This window comes from Inquilinus sp. NPDC058860, assembly GCF_042743185.1.
In the GTDB taxonomy this organism is placed as follows: domain Bacteria; phylum Pseudomonadota; class Alphaproteobacteria; order DSM-16000; family Inquilinaceae; genus Inquilinus.
The window spans coordinates 33,226-49,685 of record NZ_JBHYMS010000054.1 but is presented as its reverse complement, the minus strand read 5'-3'; the positions used below and the strand labels follow the sequence as shown (position 1 = coordinate 49,685).

The 16,460-nt window shown below is 69.1% G+C and carries 17 protein-coding genes; 9 read left to right on the top strand and 8 right to left on the bottom strand.

Annotation, left to right across the window (positions count from 1 at the left end):
- Positions 1 to 37: 37 nt before the first annotated feature.
- Entirely contained in the window at positions 38 to 1,231 is a 1,194-nt protein-coding gene (locus ACFW16_RS28465) for a DUF932 domain-containing protein (RefSeq protein WP_380311504.1), read from the bottom strand.
- A gap of 313 nt (positions 1,232 to 1,544) precedes the next feature.
- Positions 1,545 to 1,853 (bottom strand): DUF736 domain-containing protein, encoded by a 309-nt coding sequence (locus ACFW16_RS28460; protein WP_380311502.1) that lies wholly within the window; start codon positions 1,851 to 1,853, stop codon positions 1,545 to 1,547.
- A gap of 896 nt (positions 1,854 to 2,749) precedes the next feature.
- On the opposite strand from ACFW16_RS28460, the gene ACFW16_RS28455 reads away from it, so the two are divergent.
- Positions 2,750 to 3,241 (top strand): MucR family transcriptional regulator, encoded by a 492-nt coding sequence (locus tag ACFW16_RS28455; protein ID WP_380311500.1) that lies wholly within the window; start codon positions 2,750 to 2,752, stop codon positions 3,239 to 3,241.
- Between the two features lie 147 nt (positions 3,242 to 3,388).
- On the opposite strand, the gene ACFW16_RS28450 is transcribed toward ACFW16_RS28455, so the two are convergent.
- From ACFW16_RS28450 to ACFW16_RS28440, 3 genes are all read right to left on the bottom strand, one after another.
- The gene (locus ACFW16_RS28450) at positions 3,389 to 3,664 is read right to left on the bottom strand and encodes an HU family DNA-binding protein (protein ID WP_380311498.1); all 276 of its coding nucleotides are present in this window, start codon (positions 3,662 to 3,664) and stop codon (positions 3,389 to 3,391) included.
- Between the two features lie 125 nt (positions 3,665 to 3,789).
- Positions 3,790 to 3,996, bottom strand: a complete 207-nt coding sequence (locus tag ACFW16_RS28445) for a hypothetical protein (RefSeq protein ID WP_380311496.1) — start codon at positions 3,994 to 3,996, stop codon at positions 3,790 to 3,792.
- Positions 3,997 to 4,086: 90 nt separating this feature from the next.
- Positions 4,087 to 4,314: a hypothetical protein gene (locus ACFW16_RS28440; protein WP_380311494.1), complete on the bottom strand. Its 228-nt coding sequence runs from the start codon at positions 4,312 to 4,314 to the stop codon at positions 4,087 to 4,089.
- 316 nt (positions 4,315 to 4,630) lie between these two features.
- Here ACFW16_RS28440 and ACFW16_RS28435 point away from each other — a divergent pair, with 316 nt between their 5' ends.
- The 7 genes from ACFW16_RS28435 to ACFW16_RS28405 all read left to right on the top strand — a co-directional run bounded on the left by ACFW16_RS28435 (position 4,631) and on the right by ACFW16_RS28405 (position 11,576).
- Positions 4,631 to 4,870, top strand: coding sequence for a hypothetical protein (locus ACFW16_RS28435; protein ID WP_380311492.1), 240 nt, complete (start codon positions 4,631 to 4,633; stop codon positions 4,868 to 4,870).
- A 172-nt stretch (positions 4,871 to 5,042) separates the two neighbouring features.
- On the top strand, positions 5,043 to 5,939 hold the full coding sequence (locus tag ACFW16_RS28430) for a LysR family transcriptional regulator (RefSeq protein ID WP_380311490.1): 897 nt from the start codon (positions 5,043 to 5,045) through the stop codon (positions 5,937 to 5,939).
- A 122-nt stretch (positions 5,940 to 6,061) separates the two neighbouring features.
- A complete protein-coding gene (locus ACFW16_RS28425; protein ID WP_380311488.1) occupies positions 6,062 to 7,084 on the top strand; it encodes an SDR family NAD(P)-dependent oxidoreductase in 1,023 nt (340 codons plus the stop codon).
- Between the two features lie 280 nt (positions 7,085 to 7,364).
- Positions 7,365 to 8,306, top strand: coding sequence for an ABC transporter permease (locus ACFW16_RS28420; RefSeq protein WP_380311486.1), 942 nt, complete (start codon positions 7,365 to 7,367; stop codon positions 8,304 to 8,306).
- Positions 8,306 to 9,175, top strand: coding sequence for an ABC transporter permease (locus ACFW16_RS28415; RefSeq protein WP_380311484.1), 870 nt, complete (start codon positions 8,306 to 8,308; stop codon positions 9,173 to 9,175). Before ACFW16_RS28420 ends, ACFW16_RS28415 begins: the two co-directional genes overlap by 1 nt.
- Before the next feature lie 7 nt (positions 9,176 to 9,182).
- Complete coding sequence (locus tag ACFW16_RS28410; protein ID WP_380311483.1) at positions 9,183 to 9,941, top strand: glycerophosphodiester phosphodiesterase; 759 nt, start codon at positions 9,183 to 9,185, stop codon at positions 9,939 to 9,941.
- Positions 9,942 to 10,010: 69 nt separating this feature from the next.
- Positions 10,011 to 11,576, top strand: a complete 1,566-nt coding sequence (locus ACFW16_RS28405; protein ID WP_380311481.1) for an ABC transporter substrate-binding protein — start codon at positions 10,011 to 10,013, stop codon at positions 11,574 to 11,576.
- Between the two features lie 44 nt (positions 11,577 to 11,620).
- Here the strand turns inward: ACFW16_RS28405 and ACFW16_RS28400 are convergent, their stop codons facing one another.
- The 3 genes from ACFW16_RS28400 to ACFW16_RS28390 are packed head-to-tail and all read right to left on the bottom strand — an operon-like array spanning position 11,621 to position 15,147.
- Positions 11,621 to 13,084 carry an alkaline phosphatase family protein gene (locus ACFW16_RS28400; RefSeq protein WP_380311479.1) on the bottom strand — a complete coding sequence of 488 codons (1,464 nt, stop codon included), beginning with the start codon at positions 13,082 to 13,084 and terminating at the stop codon, positions 11,621 to 11,623.
- A gap of 30 nt (positions 13,085 to 13,114) precedes the next feature.
- Positions 13,115 to 14,083: an ABC transporter ATP-binding protein gene (locus ACFW16_RS28395; protein WP_380311477.1), complete on the bottom strand. Its 969-nt coding sequence runs from the start codon at positions 14,081 to 14,083 to the stop codon at positions 13,115 to 13,117.
- On the bottom strand, positions 14,080 to 15,147 hold the full coding sequence (locus ACFW16_RS28390) for an ABC transporter ATP-binding protein (protein ID WP_380311475.1): 1,068 nt from the start codon (positions 15,145 to 15,147) through the stop codon (positions 14,080 to 14,082). Before ACFW16_RS28390 ends, ACFW16_RS28395 begins: the two co-directional genes overlap by 4 nt.
- Before the next feature lie 378 nt (positions 15,148 to 15,525).
- Here ACFW16_RS28390 and ACFW16_RS28385 point away from each other — a divergent pair, with 378 nt between their 5' ends.
- On the top strand, positions 15,526 to 15,987 hold the full coding sequence (locus ACFW16_RS28385) for a hypothetical protein (protein ID WP_380311473.1): 462 nt from the start codon (positions 15,526 to 15,528) through the stop codon (positions 15,985 to 15,987).
- Positions 15,988 to 16,460: the final 473 nt, after the last annotated feature.

The following is a 16,460-nucleotide window of genomic DNA, read 5'->3' as shown; positions in this document are numbered from 1 at the left end:
GTGCAGCCGGCGATCCGGCTGCACGGTTCTGCGCAAATCAGGCGGCGCGCTCCAGCAGCGCCCGGGCCTTGCCCTCGAGCTCGAGTCGGCCGTCCTGGTGCGGCTTGGTCCGGGCCAGGGCGGTGATCCCCTGCACGAAATCGAACAGGCTCTCGGGCGGATGCCCCTCCTCGTTCAGCACGGTCGCGATGATCCGGGCCGTCTCCGGCTTGGAGAAGCCGCGCTTGCGCAGGAACGCCTGCCGGTCCTCCTCGGTCCGGGCGACGATCCGCTCCCGCGCCGCCTTGATCCCGGCGACGAAGGGGGCCGGGCTGGAGTTGGCGAAGCTGGTCAGGGCCGGCGCCGCCTCATGGGCGAAGCGCTGCGCCGCGAACTTCGAATGCCGGATGGTGATTTCCTCGAAACCTTCCACGCCCCACAGGTTCCGGTTCTGGCAGACGGCGCGAAGATAGAACGAGGCGATCCCGAGGGTTTTGGATCCGACCTCCGAATTCCAGGCATAGAAGCCGCGGAAATAAAGGTCCGGCTCGCCGTTTGGCAGCCTGCCCGCCTCGATCGGGTGCGTGTCGTCGACCAGGAACAGGAACACGTCCCGATCGCTGGCGTAGAGGGTGGTCGTTTCCGCGGTCACGTCGACGAACGGGTTGTGGGTCATGGTCGCCCAGTCGAGCACGCCCGGCACCTTCCAGCGGGTATCGCCGGTGCCGTCGCCGGCTATGCGCTGCACGGCGGCGACAAGCTCGTGATCCCAGATGCGCCCGTAATCCGGCCCGGTGACGGCGCGGAGCTCGATCCGGCCGGTCTCGGCTTCGAGCGTCTTCACCAGTTCGCCGCGATGGCTGAGCAGGCCGTGCTGCAGGTTGATCCCGGCGATCGGCGCCGGCAACTGCCGCAAGTAGGTAGCCGGGGCGCCGATCATCGTGCAGAGCTGGCCGAAGCTCCAATGCGTCGGCATGACCGGCTCGTCCCGGCCAGGGATGATCAGAGCAAGACGCTCGGCATTGTCGCGGCTGGCCTCGACGCGCACCGCCTGGCTCTCCACCGTGCGGGCGGTCGCCTGCTGGGCGCGCGCGAGCGTCGCCGCATGCAGGTCGGACAGGCTAAGATAGCGCTCGTCCGCGGGACGGGCGTACCACTCCGACGAGACGCGGCCGATCCGCTCGCCGCGGCCGATATCGACATGGAAGCCGTTTGAGGCCGCCTGCTCGTCCGGGGTCACGCTGGTGGTCATTGTCGATCTCCTTGGGGTTGGGGTGTCAGCGCAGCGCTGCGCTGCACCCCTGCCCGTCGGCGAGACCGGGGGAGCAAGGGCAAGGGCGGCCGGAGCGGAGGGGATCGCCCGGCCTGCACGCCCCCGGCTTCGGGCCGGGGAAGGAAGGTCGGGGAGACCGCTTCGGCCCCCTTGCCCGCGCGGGGGCGGAGCCCCAAAGCAAGACTCTACGGGACCGGTTGGACCGCAGGTCCGCCGCATGGATCCGGCGTTGGCCATGAGCACGCAGAGAGGCGCCCCGCTCCGGAGAGCGGGGCGCCGTGATCCGGCCGGATCAGTCGCCGTTGCGGCGGGACCAGATCAGCGAGAGGGTGTCCTCGCCGTCGATCTCGACCAGCGAGGCGTAGATCGGCGCCGGGAAGCTCGGGTCGTCGAGCTTGACCGAGAGGTAGTCGCGGCCCGCGTTCGAGGTCTTCTTCCAGGCGGCACCGAACTCGATGGCGCCGGCATAGACGCGGTAGTCCGGGGCCTTGTCATTCTCGCGCTCGGCCGGACGGATCGTCGCCTTGACGTTGAGGGTCAGGGTCCGGACCGCACCGGAGAAGCCGTCTGCGGACTTGGTGAAGGTGCCGATTGTCGCCATGGTAGCTCTCCTCTTCCGTTCTCGGGCCGCGCCCATCGCGGCCTCGATGGCGATCGCGAGGCCGAGGGGCGATCGCGCCGCAGCCGAAGGCCCGCAGCAGAGCGGAGGACGGCGGGCGCCGGCTTTTTTGCTTCGCGATGCAAAGCCGGGCCTCCGCCCGGCGGCGGAAAAAAGCCGGCGCCCACCGTTGCGGACCAGCGATCGAGGCGAAGCCGTCTCCTCGGCCAGATCGGGCCATCCGAGGCGGTATGGGCGTGCCTGCGGACGGGCCACGAGGAGACGTGGCGGCGTACGCACTGCCGCCAAGGGGGCGATACCGCAGGGTGTGCAGGAACCCGCTCTGGCGGCCGCATGGCGGCAAAGACCAGCAGGGGGAAACACTTGGCAAGGCCCGGCCATCCGGCTCGACAGCGGGACACCGTCACGAGGCTGGACAAGTCCCTCGGTCCGCCCGGCCACCGCTCGATCCCGCGTCAACCGACAGCAGGCCCCAGTCTCTCCGATACGCTTGGTACGAGATGGCGCCAGGAGCCGCTGCATCTCGGTTTTCCGAACACGATGCGACACAGAAGAACGGCCGTCGCCCGCGCCATCCCTCCGGGAGAGGCACCGCGGTGGGGCCATCGGGATTCCCGCGGGAGCGGAGCTCCCCAGGCCCGGCCGCCAAGGGCGGCCGGGCTGACACGGGGCAGCCGCAGGAGCGCCAGCATGGCGGCGGCGAAGCCGGGCGCGGGACCGACTGCGCCCGCTCGGACCGTGCCGCATGATGATCGAGGATGTGACCATACGGCGACTGGGGTTTCACCGCAGCTTGGTAAGCAAAACAGAGAATGGACGGGACCTTTCATTGTCTCTACAAGAACCACATCTGAATATTGGCCACAGGAAGAATGCGAATGGCAGTGAACGGGGAAGCGAAGGTGTCGCATGACGAACTTCTCAAACTGACGACGACGATCGTCTCGGCCCATCTCGGGCACAACACGGTTGCGACGACGGATCTGCCGAACGTGATCCAGCAAGTGTTTGTCGCCCTGGAGAAGCTCGGCCAGCCCGCCGAGCCCGTCGCGACGAGACCCGAGCCGGCAGTGCCGATCAAGAAGTCGGTGACGCCGGACTATCTGGTCTGTCTCGAGGACGGAAAGAAGCTGAAGATGCTGAAGCGGCATCTGTCCAGCGCCTACAACATGACGCCGGATCAGTACCGCGAGCGCTGGGGATTGTCGGCGGACTATCCGATGGTCGCCCCGAACTACGCCCAGCAGCGCAGCACCCTGGCGAAGTCGATCGGCCTGGGTCGGAGCCGGGCGGCGGCGAAGCCGGCCGAGCCGGAGCCCGCCCCGGCGTCCACGCCGGTGAAGGGAAGAAAGACCAAAGCGAAGGCGTGAAGCGGGCGGCAAGGCTGCTCCACCTCACTCGATGAGGATCGACACTGATCGTCAAGAGTCGTCGAAAAGAGGCGCAAACGGTGCTGGGATCGGATCCTCCTCCGTCCCAACGACGGCGGGGCTGAGCCCGCCGTCTCTCTCCATCGGTCAGCTGTTGATGGCGTCTTTGACCGCTTTTGCCGGTGCGAATGTCAGCTTCTTCGAGGCCGCGATCTTGATCGTCTCACCGCTCGCCGGGTTGCGCCCCTCGCGCTCCGGGCGGCTGGCGACCTTGAACTTCCCGAAACCGGGCAGCGCCACTTCTTCGCCCTTCGCGGCGCTGTCGACGATCGCCTTGAAGATGCTGTCGATGGCCCGCTTGGCCTGCACCCTCGTCAGCCCGTTGCCCGTGGCGACCTGATCCGTCAGCTCGGAGATGTTCATGCTCGTCCTTGATGCGTGGTGCCCGATTCGGGCGGGAGCATCTCCCTAGGCCCCGGTGGTCGTCTTTGCAATCTGCCGCGACCGTCGTCCTTGCCCGCCCGAGGCACCGCCCGCCCCTTCGGCGGTCACCCGGACTGCCGATGCCCGGCGAGAAAATGACGCCCCTGTTCCAGGATCTCGTTCACCCCATCCGACCTCCGGGACCGGCCTTCCAGCTCCTCGACGAGCGCTTCGACATCGTCGGCAAAGGTGCCGTGCCCGTGGAGATTGCGGTGCAGCTGGAGGGCCAGGATTTCCGTTTCGGTGAGCGCATAGCCCTGTCGATGAGCCATGAGAGGAGTCCCCCGTCGTCATCATTCCGCAATGATCAGACTTATATCACCTGAGCGCGGCATAGACATCAGGACCAAAGGTCCATCTCGTCAGTGCGGAAGGACCACTTTCTGGGCCTGGACGTCGATTACGGAGAACTCACGGTCCGGAAATGATCGTGAGCCCACCTCCAACGCGACGCTCGCATCGGCGTAGAAGCACATCACCTTGCCGCGCCGGACGAAGGCATAGTGCGATGGCGCGGCCATCGCAGAGTCCGCGAGGAACTTCGCGAGCGCTTCGACATCTGCTTTGCCGGCATGTCTACGGTCGGCCATGGCTTCCCCTTCATGGGCTCGGACCGACAGGGTAAGCCGCTGTCGGACTGTGAACCAGGGAACAGACTGCGCTCGGTCGTCGCAATACGTGCGCAGCGCAAGATCATAGGGCCGTCCGGTTTCCATCCCGAGCGCCGATTGAGCCCGGCTGCTTGGCCGGGACACGGCCCGATGGCCGACGGGACCGCTAGAAGCAGACTCAGCGTCGGCACATCGGAAGCGGACATCCCCGGAGCCGGATCGACGAACTCCTGTCTTGAACTTATGTCACCAAGGCGGACGGCGATGGTTATCCTGCCGGCGAAGGAGGGCGATGATGACCAGGCAGACTGTGGTGTGGCGCCAGGACGGGATCGACCCCGGCTGGTTCTTCGCCGAGGGCATCGGGTCGGTCAGGAGCAGCAAGAGCTACAATCGGCCGGGCGGCTGGTGGTTCCTGCCGGCATGGCTGCCCGACACCGAAGAGCACGATATCGGACCGTTCCGATCCAAAGCCCTCGCGCTCAGCGAGGCCGAACGCCTCACCGCAGAGCGTCATCGCCAAAGCCGAGTTTGATCTGGTCGGGCCGTTTCAGCGGCCCGTCCGCTCTGGCCCCGAAGCAGCACGCACCGACCAGACGGGCGTTCGACACTGCGTTGGAGACCACAGCAGCCTTCCGCGGGCAACGCGATCGCATTATCGTTCCGGGAGCGACATTCCAGACAGACTGTTCCAGCTGAGCCGCCAATTGGCAGTCGATCTCAATCACCTGATCCTGTTCTCACGCGTGGTGCAGGCGGGAAGCTTCTCCGGCGCCGCGCGGATGCTGGGCGTGCCGAAGGCGACCGTCAGCCGCAATATCGCACGGCTGGAAGAGGAGATCGGCGCGCGCCTCCTGCATCGCACGACGCGCAAGATCGAGCTCACCTCGCTCGGCCGCGCCTATCTCGATGACGTCAATCTCGGCCTCGGACATCTGGAAGCGGCCGCCGAGCGCGTCGCGGCAGCACAGCGGGTTCCCAGCGGCACCCTGAGATTGACGGCGCCCGTCTATTTCGGTGTCCGCTACCTGATCGAATGGGTGGCCGAGTTCTGCGGCCGGTTCACGGATGTGAGGGTGGAGTTGCACCTCACCGACGACTATGTCGATTTGATCGAGGATCGCATCGACATCGCGATCCGCACCGGCCGGCTCTCCAGCTCCAGCCTCGTCGCCCGCAAGCTCGGCGCCGCGAAGCGGATCGTGGTCGCGAGCCCCGACTATCTGACGCGCCGGGGCACGCCGCGGTCGGTGGACGACCTGCTGACGCACGACGCCGTGGTCCTGGGGCCATCGGTCGACAACGCCGTCTGGCGGCTCGACGGCCCGCAAGGACCGCAGGAGGTTCACATGCAAGGCCGCGTCGCCGTCAACAGCGCGCAGGCCGCTCTTCGCGCCGCCGTTGCCGGGCTCGGCCTCGCCCTGCTGCCCGTCGGCGTCGCGCAGGACGACCTCGACGCCGGGAGGCTCCAGCAGGTTCTGAAACGGTACGGCGTCGATAGCGGCGGCTTGTATGCGGTCTATGCGAGCAGCCGTCATCCGACCGCCGCGCATCGCGCCCTGCTGGATTTCCTCACCGCCAAGGTCCGCGCGAGACCGGCCTGACGGGGGACCGGAACCAGCACCACTGTTGGCGTGGACGAGACGGTGTTTCCAGATTGTCGATCCTACCGCGACGCCTTCCGTTGGGTGATCCTGCCGGTCATCGACGAGCACGGGAGAGTGCGATGGTCGCGAGTGAAGAAGGCCGCCCGCGGGCGGGTATCCCTCGTCGCGTGGTGCTGCAGGCCGGCATGGCGGCGGGGCTGACGGCGATTGCGCGTCCTCTGTGGGCGCAGGCAGCGCAAGCCCCGGTGGTCGTGATCACCGGCACCAGCTCGGGCTTCGGGTGCCTGATGGCGGAAGGGTTCGCCAGGCAGCGCGCCCGGGTCTTTGCGACGATGCGCGATGTCGGCGGCCGCAATGCGCCGGCGGCCCGTGCGCTCGACGCGCTGGCCGAGGACGGCCTGAGCCTGGATGTGGTCGAGATCGACGTGCTGAGCGACGAGTCGGTCGGCAAGGGCATCTCCGGCGTGATCGATGCCGCCGGGAGAATCGATCTGCTGGTCAGCAATGCCGGCATCGTCGTCCCAGGCCCCGTCGAGCTGCAGCCGCCGGCCTGGTTCGGCGCCAATCTGGAGACGAATCTGAATGGGGCGCTGCGTATGTATCGCGCGGTGCTGCCGCATATGCGCGCGCAGCGGGCCGGCACGATCATCCAGATGTCGAGCGCGCTCGGCCGGGCCATCGACCCGATGCTGGGCGGCTACTGCGCGTCGAAGCTGGCCGTCGAGGCCGCCGCAGATGCGCTCGCCTATGAAGTCGCGGCCTCCAACATCGAAGTGATCGTGGTTCAGCCCGCCGGCGCCTATCCAACGGAGTTGCAAGCCAACGCCGTCCGCAACTGGGAGCGGATGCTGAGCGACCTTCCCCAGGCCGAACGCGCGCGGACGGAACCCTATTCGCGCCATATCGAGGCGATGCTCGCCGACCTCACACCCGATCCGGCGCTCGACCCGAAAGAGGTCGCGGATGCGGTCATCGCGCTCTCCGCGATGGAGTTTGGCAAGCGACCGGCCCGGCTGACGGTCGGCCCGTACAAGGACGGGATCGATCCGGTCAATGCCGCCCACGACCAGCTTCAAACGGAGATGATTTCGCACAACCGCATCGCCGACCTGCTGACGCTACAACCGCAGCAGCAGCGCTGAGACGGCACATGTCTCACTCTCCTTAGGCCCGGGTCGACCCGCTGCGGGTCCCCCCGTCCGTCGGTCAGAGAAGACGAGATCCTCAGCACTGAGATCGCCGACGCCCGGGGGGACGGCGCGCTCGTTCTCAAAGGGAATTAATGGCCCTGGAGAGGAGCGGGCGCGGCCCGCGCGGGCGATGGTCTTGGAAGAACCAGATCCAACTGGCTCCCGTCATCAAGGGTTCATCATGGCCCTGTAGATGTGCCGCTTCCGCACCGGAACACAGGTGGATGGAAGCGTGCTGCGATTCCTGGCCGCGCGGGCGGGCCGTGCCGTACTGACACTCTTTCTGTGTGTTTCGGGGGTGTTCCTGGCCCTGCGCCTGGCCGGAGACCCCGCCGACATCATGCTCTCGATCGACACGCCGCCGGATGTGCGCGCCTATTACCGCGAGCTCTGGGGCCTCGACCGGCCGCTCGCCGAGCAGTATGCGCTCTACCTTGCCAGCGCGGTCCGGGGCGATTTCGGCGTCTCCTTCGCCGACAACCGCCCCGCCTTCACCGCAGTGGTCGAGGCCCTGCCGAAGACGGCGCTGCTCGGGCTGTCCGCCCTGCTGCTGGCCCTGCTGGTGGGCCTGCCGCTCGGGATTGTCGCGGCGGTGAAGCACAACGGTGCGATCGACCGGATCGCCATGGCGTCGGCCGTGTTCGGCTACGCCATCCCGATCTTCTTCCTCGGCATCCTGCTGATCCTGCTGTTCGCGCTGAAACTGCGGGTCCTGCCCTCCGCCGGCTCCGACACCCCGCTGCACCTGCTGCTGCCGATGGTGACGCTCGGCCTGCCGCTGGCCGGGCGGCTGGCCCGCTTCGCGCGCACCTCGACGCTGGAGGTGCTGGGCAAGCCTTTCATCCGCGCCGCGCGGGGCCGGGGCGTGCGGCCCTTCGGCCTGATCGTCCACCATGCCCTGCCGAACGCCGCGGTGCCGCTGCTGATGTTCCTCGGCATCGAGATCGGCGGCATCCTGGCCGGCGGCGCGGTGACAGAGACGATCTTCGCCTGGCCGGGCCTCGGCCGGCTGCTGGTCGACGCCGTCGCGACCCGCGACCTGCCGGTGGTGCAGGCCTGCATCCTGACGATCACCCTGATCATGGTCTCTGCCAACCTGCTGACGGATGTGCTGCACATCCTGATCGATCCGCGCCTCGGCGGCTTCCGGTCGACCCGGGGGGCCGCGGCCTGATGGCGACCCTGCAACCCGACATCGCGCGGCGGCGGGCCGGCCCGGCCATGCCGCCGATCGTGATCGCCTCGGCCGGCTTCCTGATCCTGATGGTGCTGGTCGCGGTCTTCGCCGACCAGCTGGCGCCGGTCCACTACACCGCCCAGAACCTCGTCGCCCGCTTCCGGCCGCCCCTGTCCGAGGCCGGCGGCATGACCCACCTGCTCGGCACAGACCATCTCGGCCGGGACGTGTTCAGCCGGCTGATCTACGCCACGCGCAGCTCGATCCTGATCGCCGTCCTCGGCACGCTGATCGGCGCGGTCTTCGGCACCCTGCTCGGCTTCGTCGCTGCCCGGTTCCGGGGGCTGGTCGACCAAGCCATCATGATGATGGTCGACGCGCAGGCCGCCATCCCGGCGCTGCTGCTGGCGCTGACCATGCTCGCCTTCTTCGGCAACAACCTCGTGCTGTTCGTCATCCTGGTCAGCATCGACGGGTGGGACCGGTACACGCGGCTGACGCGGGGCCTCGTCGTGTCGGAGCAGAAGGCCGACTACATCAACGCGGTGGAGGCGTTGGGGGCCCGGTCGGGGCGGCTGATCCTGCGCCATCTCCTGCCCAACATCGTCGCCTCCCTGGTGGTGCAGGCGACGCTGAACTTCCCCGGTACGATCCTGCTGGAGACCTCCCTCTCCTTCCTCGGCCTCGGCGTGCAGCCGCCCGGCACCTCGCTGGGGCTGATGCTGGGCGAAGGGCGCCGCTACCTGCTGAACGCCTGGTGGATCGCCGCCTTCCCAGGTCTGGCGATCTTCCTGACCACGCTGGCCATGAGCCTGTTCGGCGACTGGCTGCGCGACCGGCTCGACCCCACCACCGACAGGAGCTGAGTCCGCCATGATCGCCTCGGCCTCGCACCGGCCTCTCGCCATCGCCCATCGCGGCGGCGCCCTGCTGGCGCCCGAGAACACCGCGCAGGCCTTCCGCTCCGCCGCCCTGGCGGGGGCCGACGCGGTCGAGACCGACATCCGCCTCACCCGCGACGGCGCCCTGGTCTGCGTCCATGACGCAGACCTCCGGCGCCTGTGCGGCGATCCCCGGGCGATCGCCGATCTCGACTTGGCGACGCTGCGCCGCCTGCTGCCGCCGGTGATGACACTGGCGGAGGCGATCGCCGTCTCCGCCCCCCTTGGCCTGCTGCTCGACGTCAAGCGGATGGAGCCGGAGGTGCTGCCGCCGATCCTGGCCGCGGTGCAGGCCGCCGAGGCCGGGCCGCGGACCCTGCTGGGCCTGCGCGATTTCGGCCTGATCGCCGCCGCCCGGGCACTGGCCCCCGCCGCCGCCATCCTGGCCTTCGCGGACGATCCCGACAGCGCCGCCGCCGCCCGAACCGCGGGCGCGGACTGGTTCCGCCTTTGGCAGGGCGACGCGACGGCCGAGCGGGCGGCGGCGGTGCGCGCCGCTGACCTGCGGCTGGCGGTGATGGTCGGCCAGCCCCGCGCCGTGCCGCTGCCGGAGTATCCCCCCTTCCCCGTCGGCGGCGTCGACCGCGACGGCCTCGACCGTCTGCGGGCCCTCACGCCCGACGCCATCCTGCTCGACGACCCTCGCCTGCTCGCCGGCGAGACCGAACCGCCCGCCGCGCCGCCGCCCTAGGCGGGCATCCGCCCTTCAATGCCCGGCTCCGGATCGACACGTCCGGGCCGATCCTCAAGGAGACCCAAGGTGATCACGATCTCCCGTCGCCGCGTCCTCGAGGGGGCCGCTGCCATGCCCATCCTGCTCGGCGCCGCCTCGCACGGCTTCGCCGCCGCCAGCGGCCGCCCGGACTTCACCGTCGCCGTGGCCGACCTGCCGGCGACGCTGGAGCCGGCGCGCGAGCTGTCCAATGTCGGCACGCGCGTCACCTATTCGATCTTCGACACGCTGATCCGCCGCGACTTCCTGGGCGCGCCGGATGGCGGCGGGTCGGAGCTGAAGCCGCATCTCGCCACCAAATGGGAGCGGGTGTCGCCGTCCGAGCTGATCGTCACGCTGCGCCAGGGCGTGAGGTTCCACAATGGCGACGAGCTGACCTCCGACGACGTCGCCTACACCTTCCGCGACGGCCGGATGTGGGGCGAGAAGGCCCAGATCCCCGGCGGCCGGCCGTATTTCGGCATCCTCGCAGGGGTCGAGCCGATTGACCGCTACACCGTCCGCTTCCGCACCAAGGCTCCGGACGTGCTGCTGGAGCAGCGTCTGGCGTCCTGGTGCGCCTGGATCGTCAACAAGCGCGCCTATGAGGAGATGGGCTTCGAGGCCTATTCCCGGCAGCCGGTCGCGACCGGGCCCTACAAGGTGGTGTCCCACAACCCGACCGACGCCACCGCGCTGGAAGCCTTCGACGACTATTTCCTGGGCACGCCCACGGCCGCGCGGGTGACCTTCAAGCGGGTGCCGGAGCTGGCCGCCCGCGTCGCCGGCCTGGTCGCCGGCGACTACGACCTGATCACCAACGTCCCGCCCGACCAGACGGGCGTCGTCGCCGAGTATCCCGATATCGACGTCCGGTCGGTGGTGCTGGCGAATGTCCATGTGCTGTGCTTCAGCGGCAAGGACAAGGTGCTGGCGGACAAGCGCATCCGGCAGGCGCTGAGCTGCTCGATCGACCGGCAGCAGCTGGTGGACGCGCTCTGGCAGGGCACGGCCAAGGTGCCGGCCAGCCACAATTATCCGGAATACGGCCAGATGCTCCTCGAGGGTCGCAAGCTGCCCTTCGACCCCGATCGCGCCAAGGCGTTGCTGGCCGAGGCCGGCTACAAGGGCGAGCCGATCGTCTATCGCACCCGGCCAAACTACTACACCAACGCGGTCGAGGCCGGGCAGATCCTGATCGAGCAGTGGAAGGCGGTCGGCATCAACGCCTCGCTGCAGGTGGTCGAGAACGACACCGGCATGCGCGGCCCCGACTCCCAGATCTTCAACTGGTCCAACTCGACCCGCCTGCCGGACCCGCTCGGCGCGCTGTGGATCGCCTGGGGGCCGGGCGGCGAGATCCAGGTCTCGGGCTTCTGGAGCACGGCCGACGCCTTCAACAAGGCCGGCCGGGCGTTGGAGGCCGAGACCGACCCGGCGAAGCGCAAGGCGCTGTTCGGCGAGATGCTCGATGCCTGGGAGGACGAGGTGCCGGGCACGATCCTGTACCAGCCGAGCGAGGCCTATGCGATCAAGAAGTCGATCGCTTGGCGGCCGACCACCTTCTATTTCATGGACCTGCGGCCGGACAACCTGTCCTTCGGCCAGGCCTGACGCCAGCGCGGCGCGGACCGAGCTGCGGCCGGTCCGCGCCGTCCTCACTCGCCGCCTAGGATGAAGCGGCGGCCATCCTGCTCCACGATGTCCACGACTTGGCGGAACCCGCCGGAGCCGGCTTCGAGGCGCCGGATCCGCGGTTCCTCCCGCGCGGGCCGGGTCAGGTCGCGCCCCATCATACTGTCAGCCGGCGCCTCGCCGAGCAGGCCGAGCACGGTCGGGGCGATGTCGATGATTCCGGCGGGCGCGGCCGACAAGGCCCCCTCGCCCGTCCCGGTCGAGACGATGAGCACGGTGTTGAGCTCGTGCCGGTTGATGCCGCCATGCATGCCGCCGCCGAGCGGCACGTCGCCCGGCGTCATGAGCCCCTGCCCGGGCAAGCCGTAGCCGTCCACCGACAGGTCCGAGCGCAGCACGAACATCAACTCCGGCTGGCGGTCGTGGCCGTTGCCCAGCAGGCCCAGCGAAAGGGTCCCGGCGACCTCGCCTTCGACCCCGTTGCCGCCGTGGGAGAAGACGTGGCCGACCTCCGGCTGGTCCATCAGCCAGGCGGTGATGCGCGACAGGGCGCCGGCGTCCCGGCCGAGCGGGCGGATCTCGCCGCTGCGGCCGCCGGTGGCGGTGAAGGCGGCGCCGTCCAGCCGGTCCTTGAGGCCGATGTCGAAGCCGGCCTTGCCGGCCTCCGCGAACAGCGGGTGGATGGTGGTCGCCGAGATCTGGCCGTGGTCGGAGCCGGCGATGACGGCGATGCGGTCGGCGTTCGGCTGAGCGTCGACCCAGTCGAGGATGGTCCCGAAGGCGACATCCGCCGCTTGCAGCCCCGCCTTCGCCTCGGGCGAGCCGAGGCCCTTGTAGTGATAGGTGGTGTCGGGCTCATTGAACCAGACCAGCGCCGCGTCGGGCTTCAGCACCGGCAGCACATGCTCCACCATCACCCGCCCGGCATAGCGCTGCTCCTCCAGGCGCGGCAGCGCACGTGCGGGCAGCGACCCCAGGCGCTGCACCACCTCCGCGATCGTCTCCGGGGTCTGGGTCCCGTTCTCGCCGGAGATCGAGAAGGTCCAATGCCCGTTGCGGCGGGCACGGGGGTTGATGAAATAGGCCGAGCCGGCCGATCCGGTGTGGACCACCGCCAGCCGCCGCCCGGCCCGGGCCAGGCGGTCGCCGAAGGTGTCGACATCGACCAGGCGACCGTCGTGATGAGCGTCGACCTGGCGGATTAGCTCGGCCTGGCCTGTCTCGAACACCCGGCTGGGCAGCGCGGCCGGATGGTAGAAGGCGTTGCCGACGATGCCGTGCACGGTGGGCGGGGCGCCGGTCGCGATCGAGCTGGTGGCGACGCGCGTCACCGACGGGAAGACGCTGCGCGCCTCGCGGAACCAGGTGCCCCGGGCGGCGAGCCGCAGCAGGTTCGGCGTCAGCTCGGGCGTCACCATATCCGGGCGCAGCCCGTCGAACACCGCCACGATGACCTGATCGGCGGTCGGCCTTTCGTCACGAGTCATGAGCGTCTTTCTCGGAAGGACGGGAAGAGATCAGGCCGCCGCCTGCGCGTCGGCCGGCACCAAGTGGCAGGCGGCCAGCCGCCCGTCGGGCGCCGGGCGCAGGGCGGGCGCTTCCGTCCGGCAGCACGGCAGGGCGCGCGGGCAGCGGGGATGGAAGGCGCAGCCCGCCGGCCGGTCGACCGGGTTCGGCGGGTCGCCGGCCAGGACGATGCGCTCGCGCCGCCGCAGCCCCGGCACGGCGGAGACCAGGGCCTCGGTGTAGGGATGGGCGGGCGCGTGGAACAGCTGGTCGGGTCGTCCCTGTTCAACGATCCGGCCGAGATACATCACGGCGACCTCGTCGGCGACCTGCCGGACCACCTTCAAGTCGTGGCTGATGAACAGATAGGCGATGCCGGAGCGCGCCTGCAGGTCCTGCAGCAGGTTGATCACCTGCGCCGCCACCGACACGTCGAGCGCCGAGACGGCCTCGTCGCAGACCACCAGCTTCGGATCGAGGATCAGCGCCCGCGCGATGACCACGCGCTGGCGCTGGCCGCCCGACAGCTCGTGCGGATAGCGGCCAAACAGCTCGCGGCGCAGCCCGACGGCGTCGAACAGCGACAGGGCGCGGTCCCGCCGCGCGGCGTCGCCGGCCTCGAGGCCGTGGATCGCCAGCGGCTCCAGCACCTGCTCGCCGACGGTCAGGCGCCGGTCCAGCGCGGCCATCGGGTCCTGGTAGACCATCTGCATCGACCGGCGCTGGTCGCGCCACCGGGCGTCGCGCACAGCTGTCACCGGCTCTCCGGCGAAGGCGATGCGGCCCGACGTGGCCGGGATCATCCCGAGCACCAGCTTGGCCGTGGTGGACTTGCCGCAACCGGATTCCCCGACGATGCCGAGTGTGCGGCCGGCCGCCAGCGTGAAGCCGACGCCGTCGACCGCGTGCAGCGTCTCGCCACGGCGGCCCGTGACCGGGTACTGCTTGGCCAGCCGCTCGACCGACAGCAGGGCGGTCATGCCAGGGCCTCTTCGAGCCGCCGCGGGGCGGGAACGGCCGAGTCGGCGACGGAGAGCGCGTCGAGCCGGAGACAGGCGGCCTGGCGCTGCGGGCCACCGGCCGCGGTCAACGGCGGCACGATCCGGCCGCACAGCGCCGCAGCCGAGGGGCAGCGCGGTGCGAAGGCGCAGCCGGGCGGCAGCGCGTGCGGCGCCGGCACCGCGCCCGGCAGCGGACGCAGCCGGGTGCGCGGCCCTTCGAGGTCGGGCAGCGCCGCCAGCAGCCCGCTTGTGTAGGGGTGGCGCGGATCGCCGAGCAGGTCGTCGGTCGGCCCAGTCTCGACGACGCGACCGGCATACATCACGGCGGTGCGGTCGCACAGCTCGGCCACCACGCCGAGATCATGCGAGATCAGCACCAGAGCCATGCCGGTGTCCCGCCGGATGTCGCGCAATAGGTCGAGGATCTGGGCCTGGATCGTCGCGTCGAGCGCCGTCGTCGGCTCGTCCGCCACCAGCAGATCCGGCCCGCCGGCCAGGGCGATCGCGATCATCACTCGCTGATTCGTGCCGCCCGACAGCTCATGTGGGTACTGCCGCAGGCGCCGCCGGGCGTCGGCGATGCCGACCCGGTCGAGCAGGCGCAGTGCCTCCGCCTCGGCTGCGGCGCCGCGCAGACCGCGATGCAGCCGCAGCGTCTCGCAGATCTGCCGGCCGATGCGGTGGACGGGATTGAGCGAGCTCGTCGGGTCCTGGAAGACGAGGCCGATCCGCCCGCCGCGCACGGTCGCCAGCTCGCGCTCGGACAGCAGCGTCAGGTCCCGACCGTCAAGCAGAACGCGACCGGACGTGACGGCCCGCCGGCCAAGAAGCCGGAGCGCCGCGAGCCAGGTCACGCTCTTGCCGCAGCCGGATTCGCCGACGATGCCCAGAGCCTCACCCGGTGCGACGGCCAGGTCGATGCCATGGACTACAGGCATCTGGGCTTGGCCGCTCAGGAAGCCGACGGAGAAGGAGTCGAGGGCCAGAAGCGGAACTGTGGCGGGCGCTTTCAGGGCGGGGTTGCCAGTCTTGGGGTCATCCATCTCGACGTCGGTTTAGTACGGGGATGATGACCGGATGATGAAGGCCCTCACCTGCTTGATCTGGGACCGGGTTGCTGGGGTGCGCATGGCCTCACCAAGCGTCAGCTCGTTGCGTCACGCCGGTCCAGCAAAATCGTCCACGCAATGAGTCCGAGGCGCCATATGTGGCCATCGAATAGGCGCCCCGACAGCGGACATTGACCGAACCCGCGGGATCCCGGCGCTTTCGGCCGACGGGCTGGGCCAGGGCGCTCGAAACCGGCCGTTGCGCTTGGCGCCGGAGAGCGGACATGACCGCACGCGACCCGACGCGGACGGGAGCCGAGCAGCGTGTCGTCTGTGATAAAATCGCAGGATTGAGCAGAGGCGGAGGCCCCGATGGTGGGCGATAATCATCATTTCACCACGGCTGATATTCTTGTTCTCGACAACGCGATCGCGTCAATCCAGCGAAACCCAGGCATGTACCTCGGGGCGGAGACGGGGCCAATTGGGCCGATATTGGCCGGCAAGCTGGCCAGCAGCTTGATACATGACCTGGCCGTTCCCCTCACGATCTCGGTCACTGGTGAATGGTGGATTCTTTCGTCAAATGTGGACTGGCTCGGCAAGGACTATCTCGCGCGTGGCCTCTTTTCCAGGATAGTGCCCGACCCGCGAGGAGGTCCGAACGGCTACCGCCAAGAAATCTTACTCGCGGCTTTCGCTCGGCTGCTCGTCGTGGCCGATGCCGCCGAGGTCGTCTGGTTGAAGGGCGATCCGGAGATCGAAGCCCTTCCCATGGAGGCGGTTCAGCTACGACGTCTCGGAGCGCGTACCATCGCGTACTTGGCCGCTTGATGAGCCGACGGCTCCGTCCGCTCTCCGCCTTCCCTGTCGACCGGGCGCGGCTCGGATGCGCCATATGCGATCATCGCCGCGACACCGGACGTCGCTCGAACCCACAGGATCCGGCCCGTCTCGATCACCCCGGGTCTCAGACCGCGCTCAAGACCGGCCGTCACAACCGGCTCTATGAAGCGGACATGACCGGACGCGACCCAAACCGGACGCAGGCAAAGCTGGCCGGGATCGGTCCTTTCTCGCCAACTAGGCGCCTTAGAAGGCCCCTGGAACCGGACACCGTATCGGCCTGCTCCGACCGGACGTGACCGACCACGGCTCTCCGTGGACGATCGCCAGCCCTTCTGCCTTCTGAAGCGGACACTCCCGATGATCCACCCCTGAAGCCCGAAACCACCACAGCGGCGACTGTTTCCCGCAGATCAGTCTCCATATCTATCCGGAAGGCAGCAGCGCAAAGTCCTTTCGGC

Bases quoted from the DNA above. Each gene is read 5' to 3' on its own strand.
- ACFW16_RS28455 (WP_380311500.1), top strand. From the start codon at position 2,750: ATGGCAGTGAACGGGGAAGCGAAGGTGTCGCATGACGAACTTCTCAAA.
- ACFW16_RS28465 (WP_380311504.1), bottom strand. From the start codon at position 1,231: ATGACCACCAGCGTGACCCCGGACGAGCAGGCGGCCTCAAACGGCTTC.
- ACFW16_RS28450 (WP_380311498.1), bottom strand. From the start codon at position 3,664: ATGAACATCTCCGAGCTGACGGATCAGGTCGCCACGGGCAACGGGCTG.
- ACFW16_RS28460 (WP_380311502.1), bottom strand. From the start codon at position 1,853: ATGGCGACAATCGGCACCTTCACCAAGTCCGCAGACGGCTTCTCCGGT.
- ACFW16_RS28435 (WP_380311492.1), top strand. From the start codon at position 4,631: ATGACCAGGCAGACTGTGGTGTGGCGCCAGGACGGGATCGACCCCGGC.
- ACFW16_RS28415 (WP_380311484.1), top strand. From the start codon at position 8,306: ATGGCGACCCTGCAACCCGACATCGCGCGGCGGCGGGCCGGCCCGGCC.
- ACFW16_RS28410 (WP_380311483.1), top strand. From the start codon at position 9,183: ATGATCGCCTCGGCCTCGCACCGGCCTCTCGCCATCGCCCATCGCGGC.
- ACFW16_RS28425 (WP_380311488.1), top strand. From the start codon at position 6,062: ATGGTCGCGAGTGAAGAAGGCCGCCCGCGGGCGGGTATCCCTCGTCGC.
- ACFW16_RS28385 (WP_380311473.1), top strand. From the start codon at position 15,526: ATGGTGGGCGATAATCATCATTTCACCACGGCTGATATTCTTGTTCTC.
- ACFW16_RS28395 (WP_380311477.1), bottom strand. From the start codon at position 14,083: ATGACCGCCCTGCTGTCGGTCGAGCGGCTGGCCAAGCAGTACCCGGTC.
- ACFW16_RS28390 (WP_380311475.1), bottom strand. From the start codon at position 15,147: ATGGATGACCCCAAGACTGGCAACCCCGCCCTGAAAGCGCCCGCCACA.
- ACFW16_RS28440 (WP_380311494.1), bottom strand. From the start codon at position 4,314: ATGGCCGACCGTAGACATGCCGGCAAAGCAGATGTCGAAGCGCTCGCG.
- ACFW16_RS28400 (WP_380311479.1), bottom strand. From the start codon at position 13,084: ATGACTCGTGACGAAAGGCCGACCGCCGATCAGGTCATCGTGGCGGTG.
- ACFW16_RS28445 (WP_380311496.1), bottom strand. From the start codon at position 3,996: ATGGCTCATCGACAGGGCTATGCGCTCACCGAAACGGAAATCCTGGCC.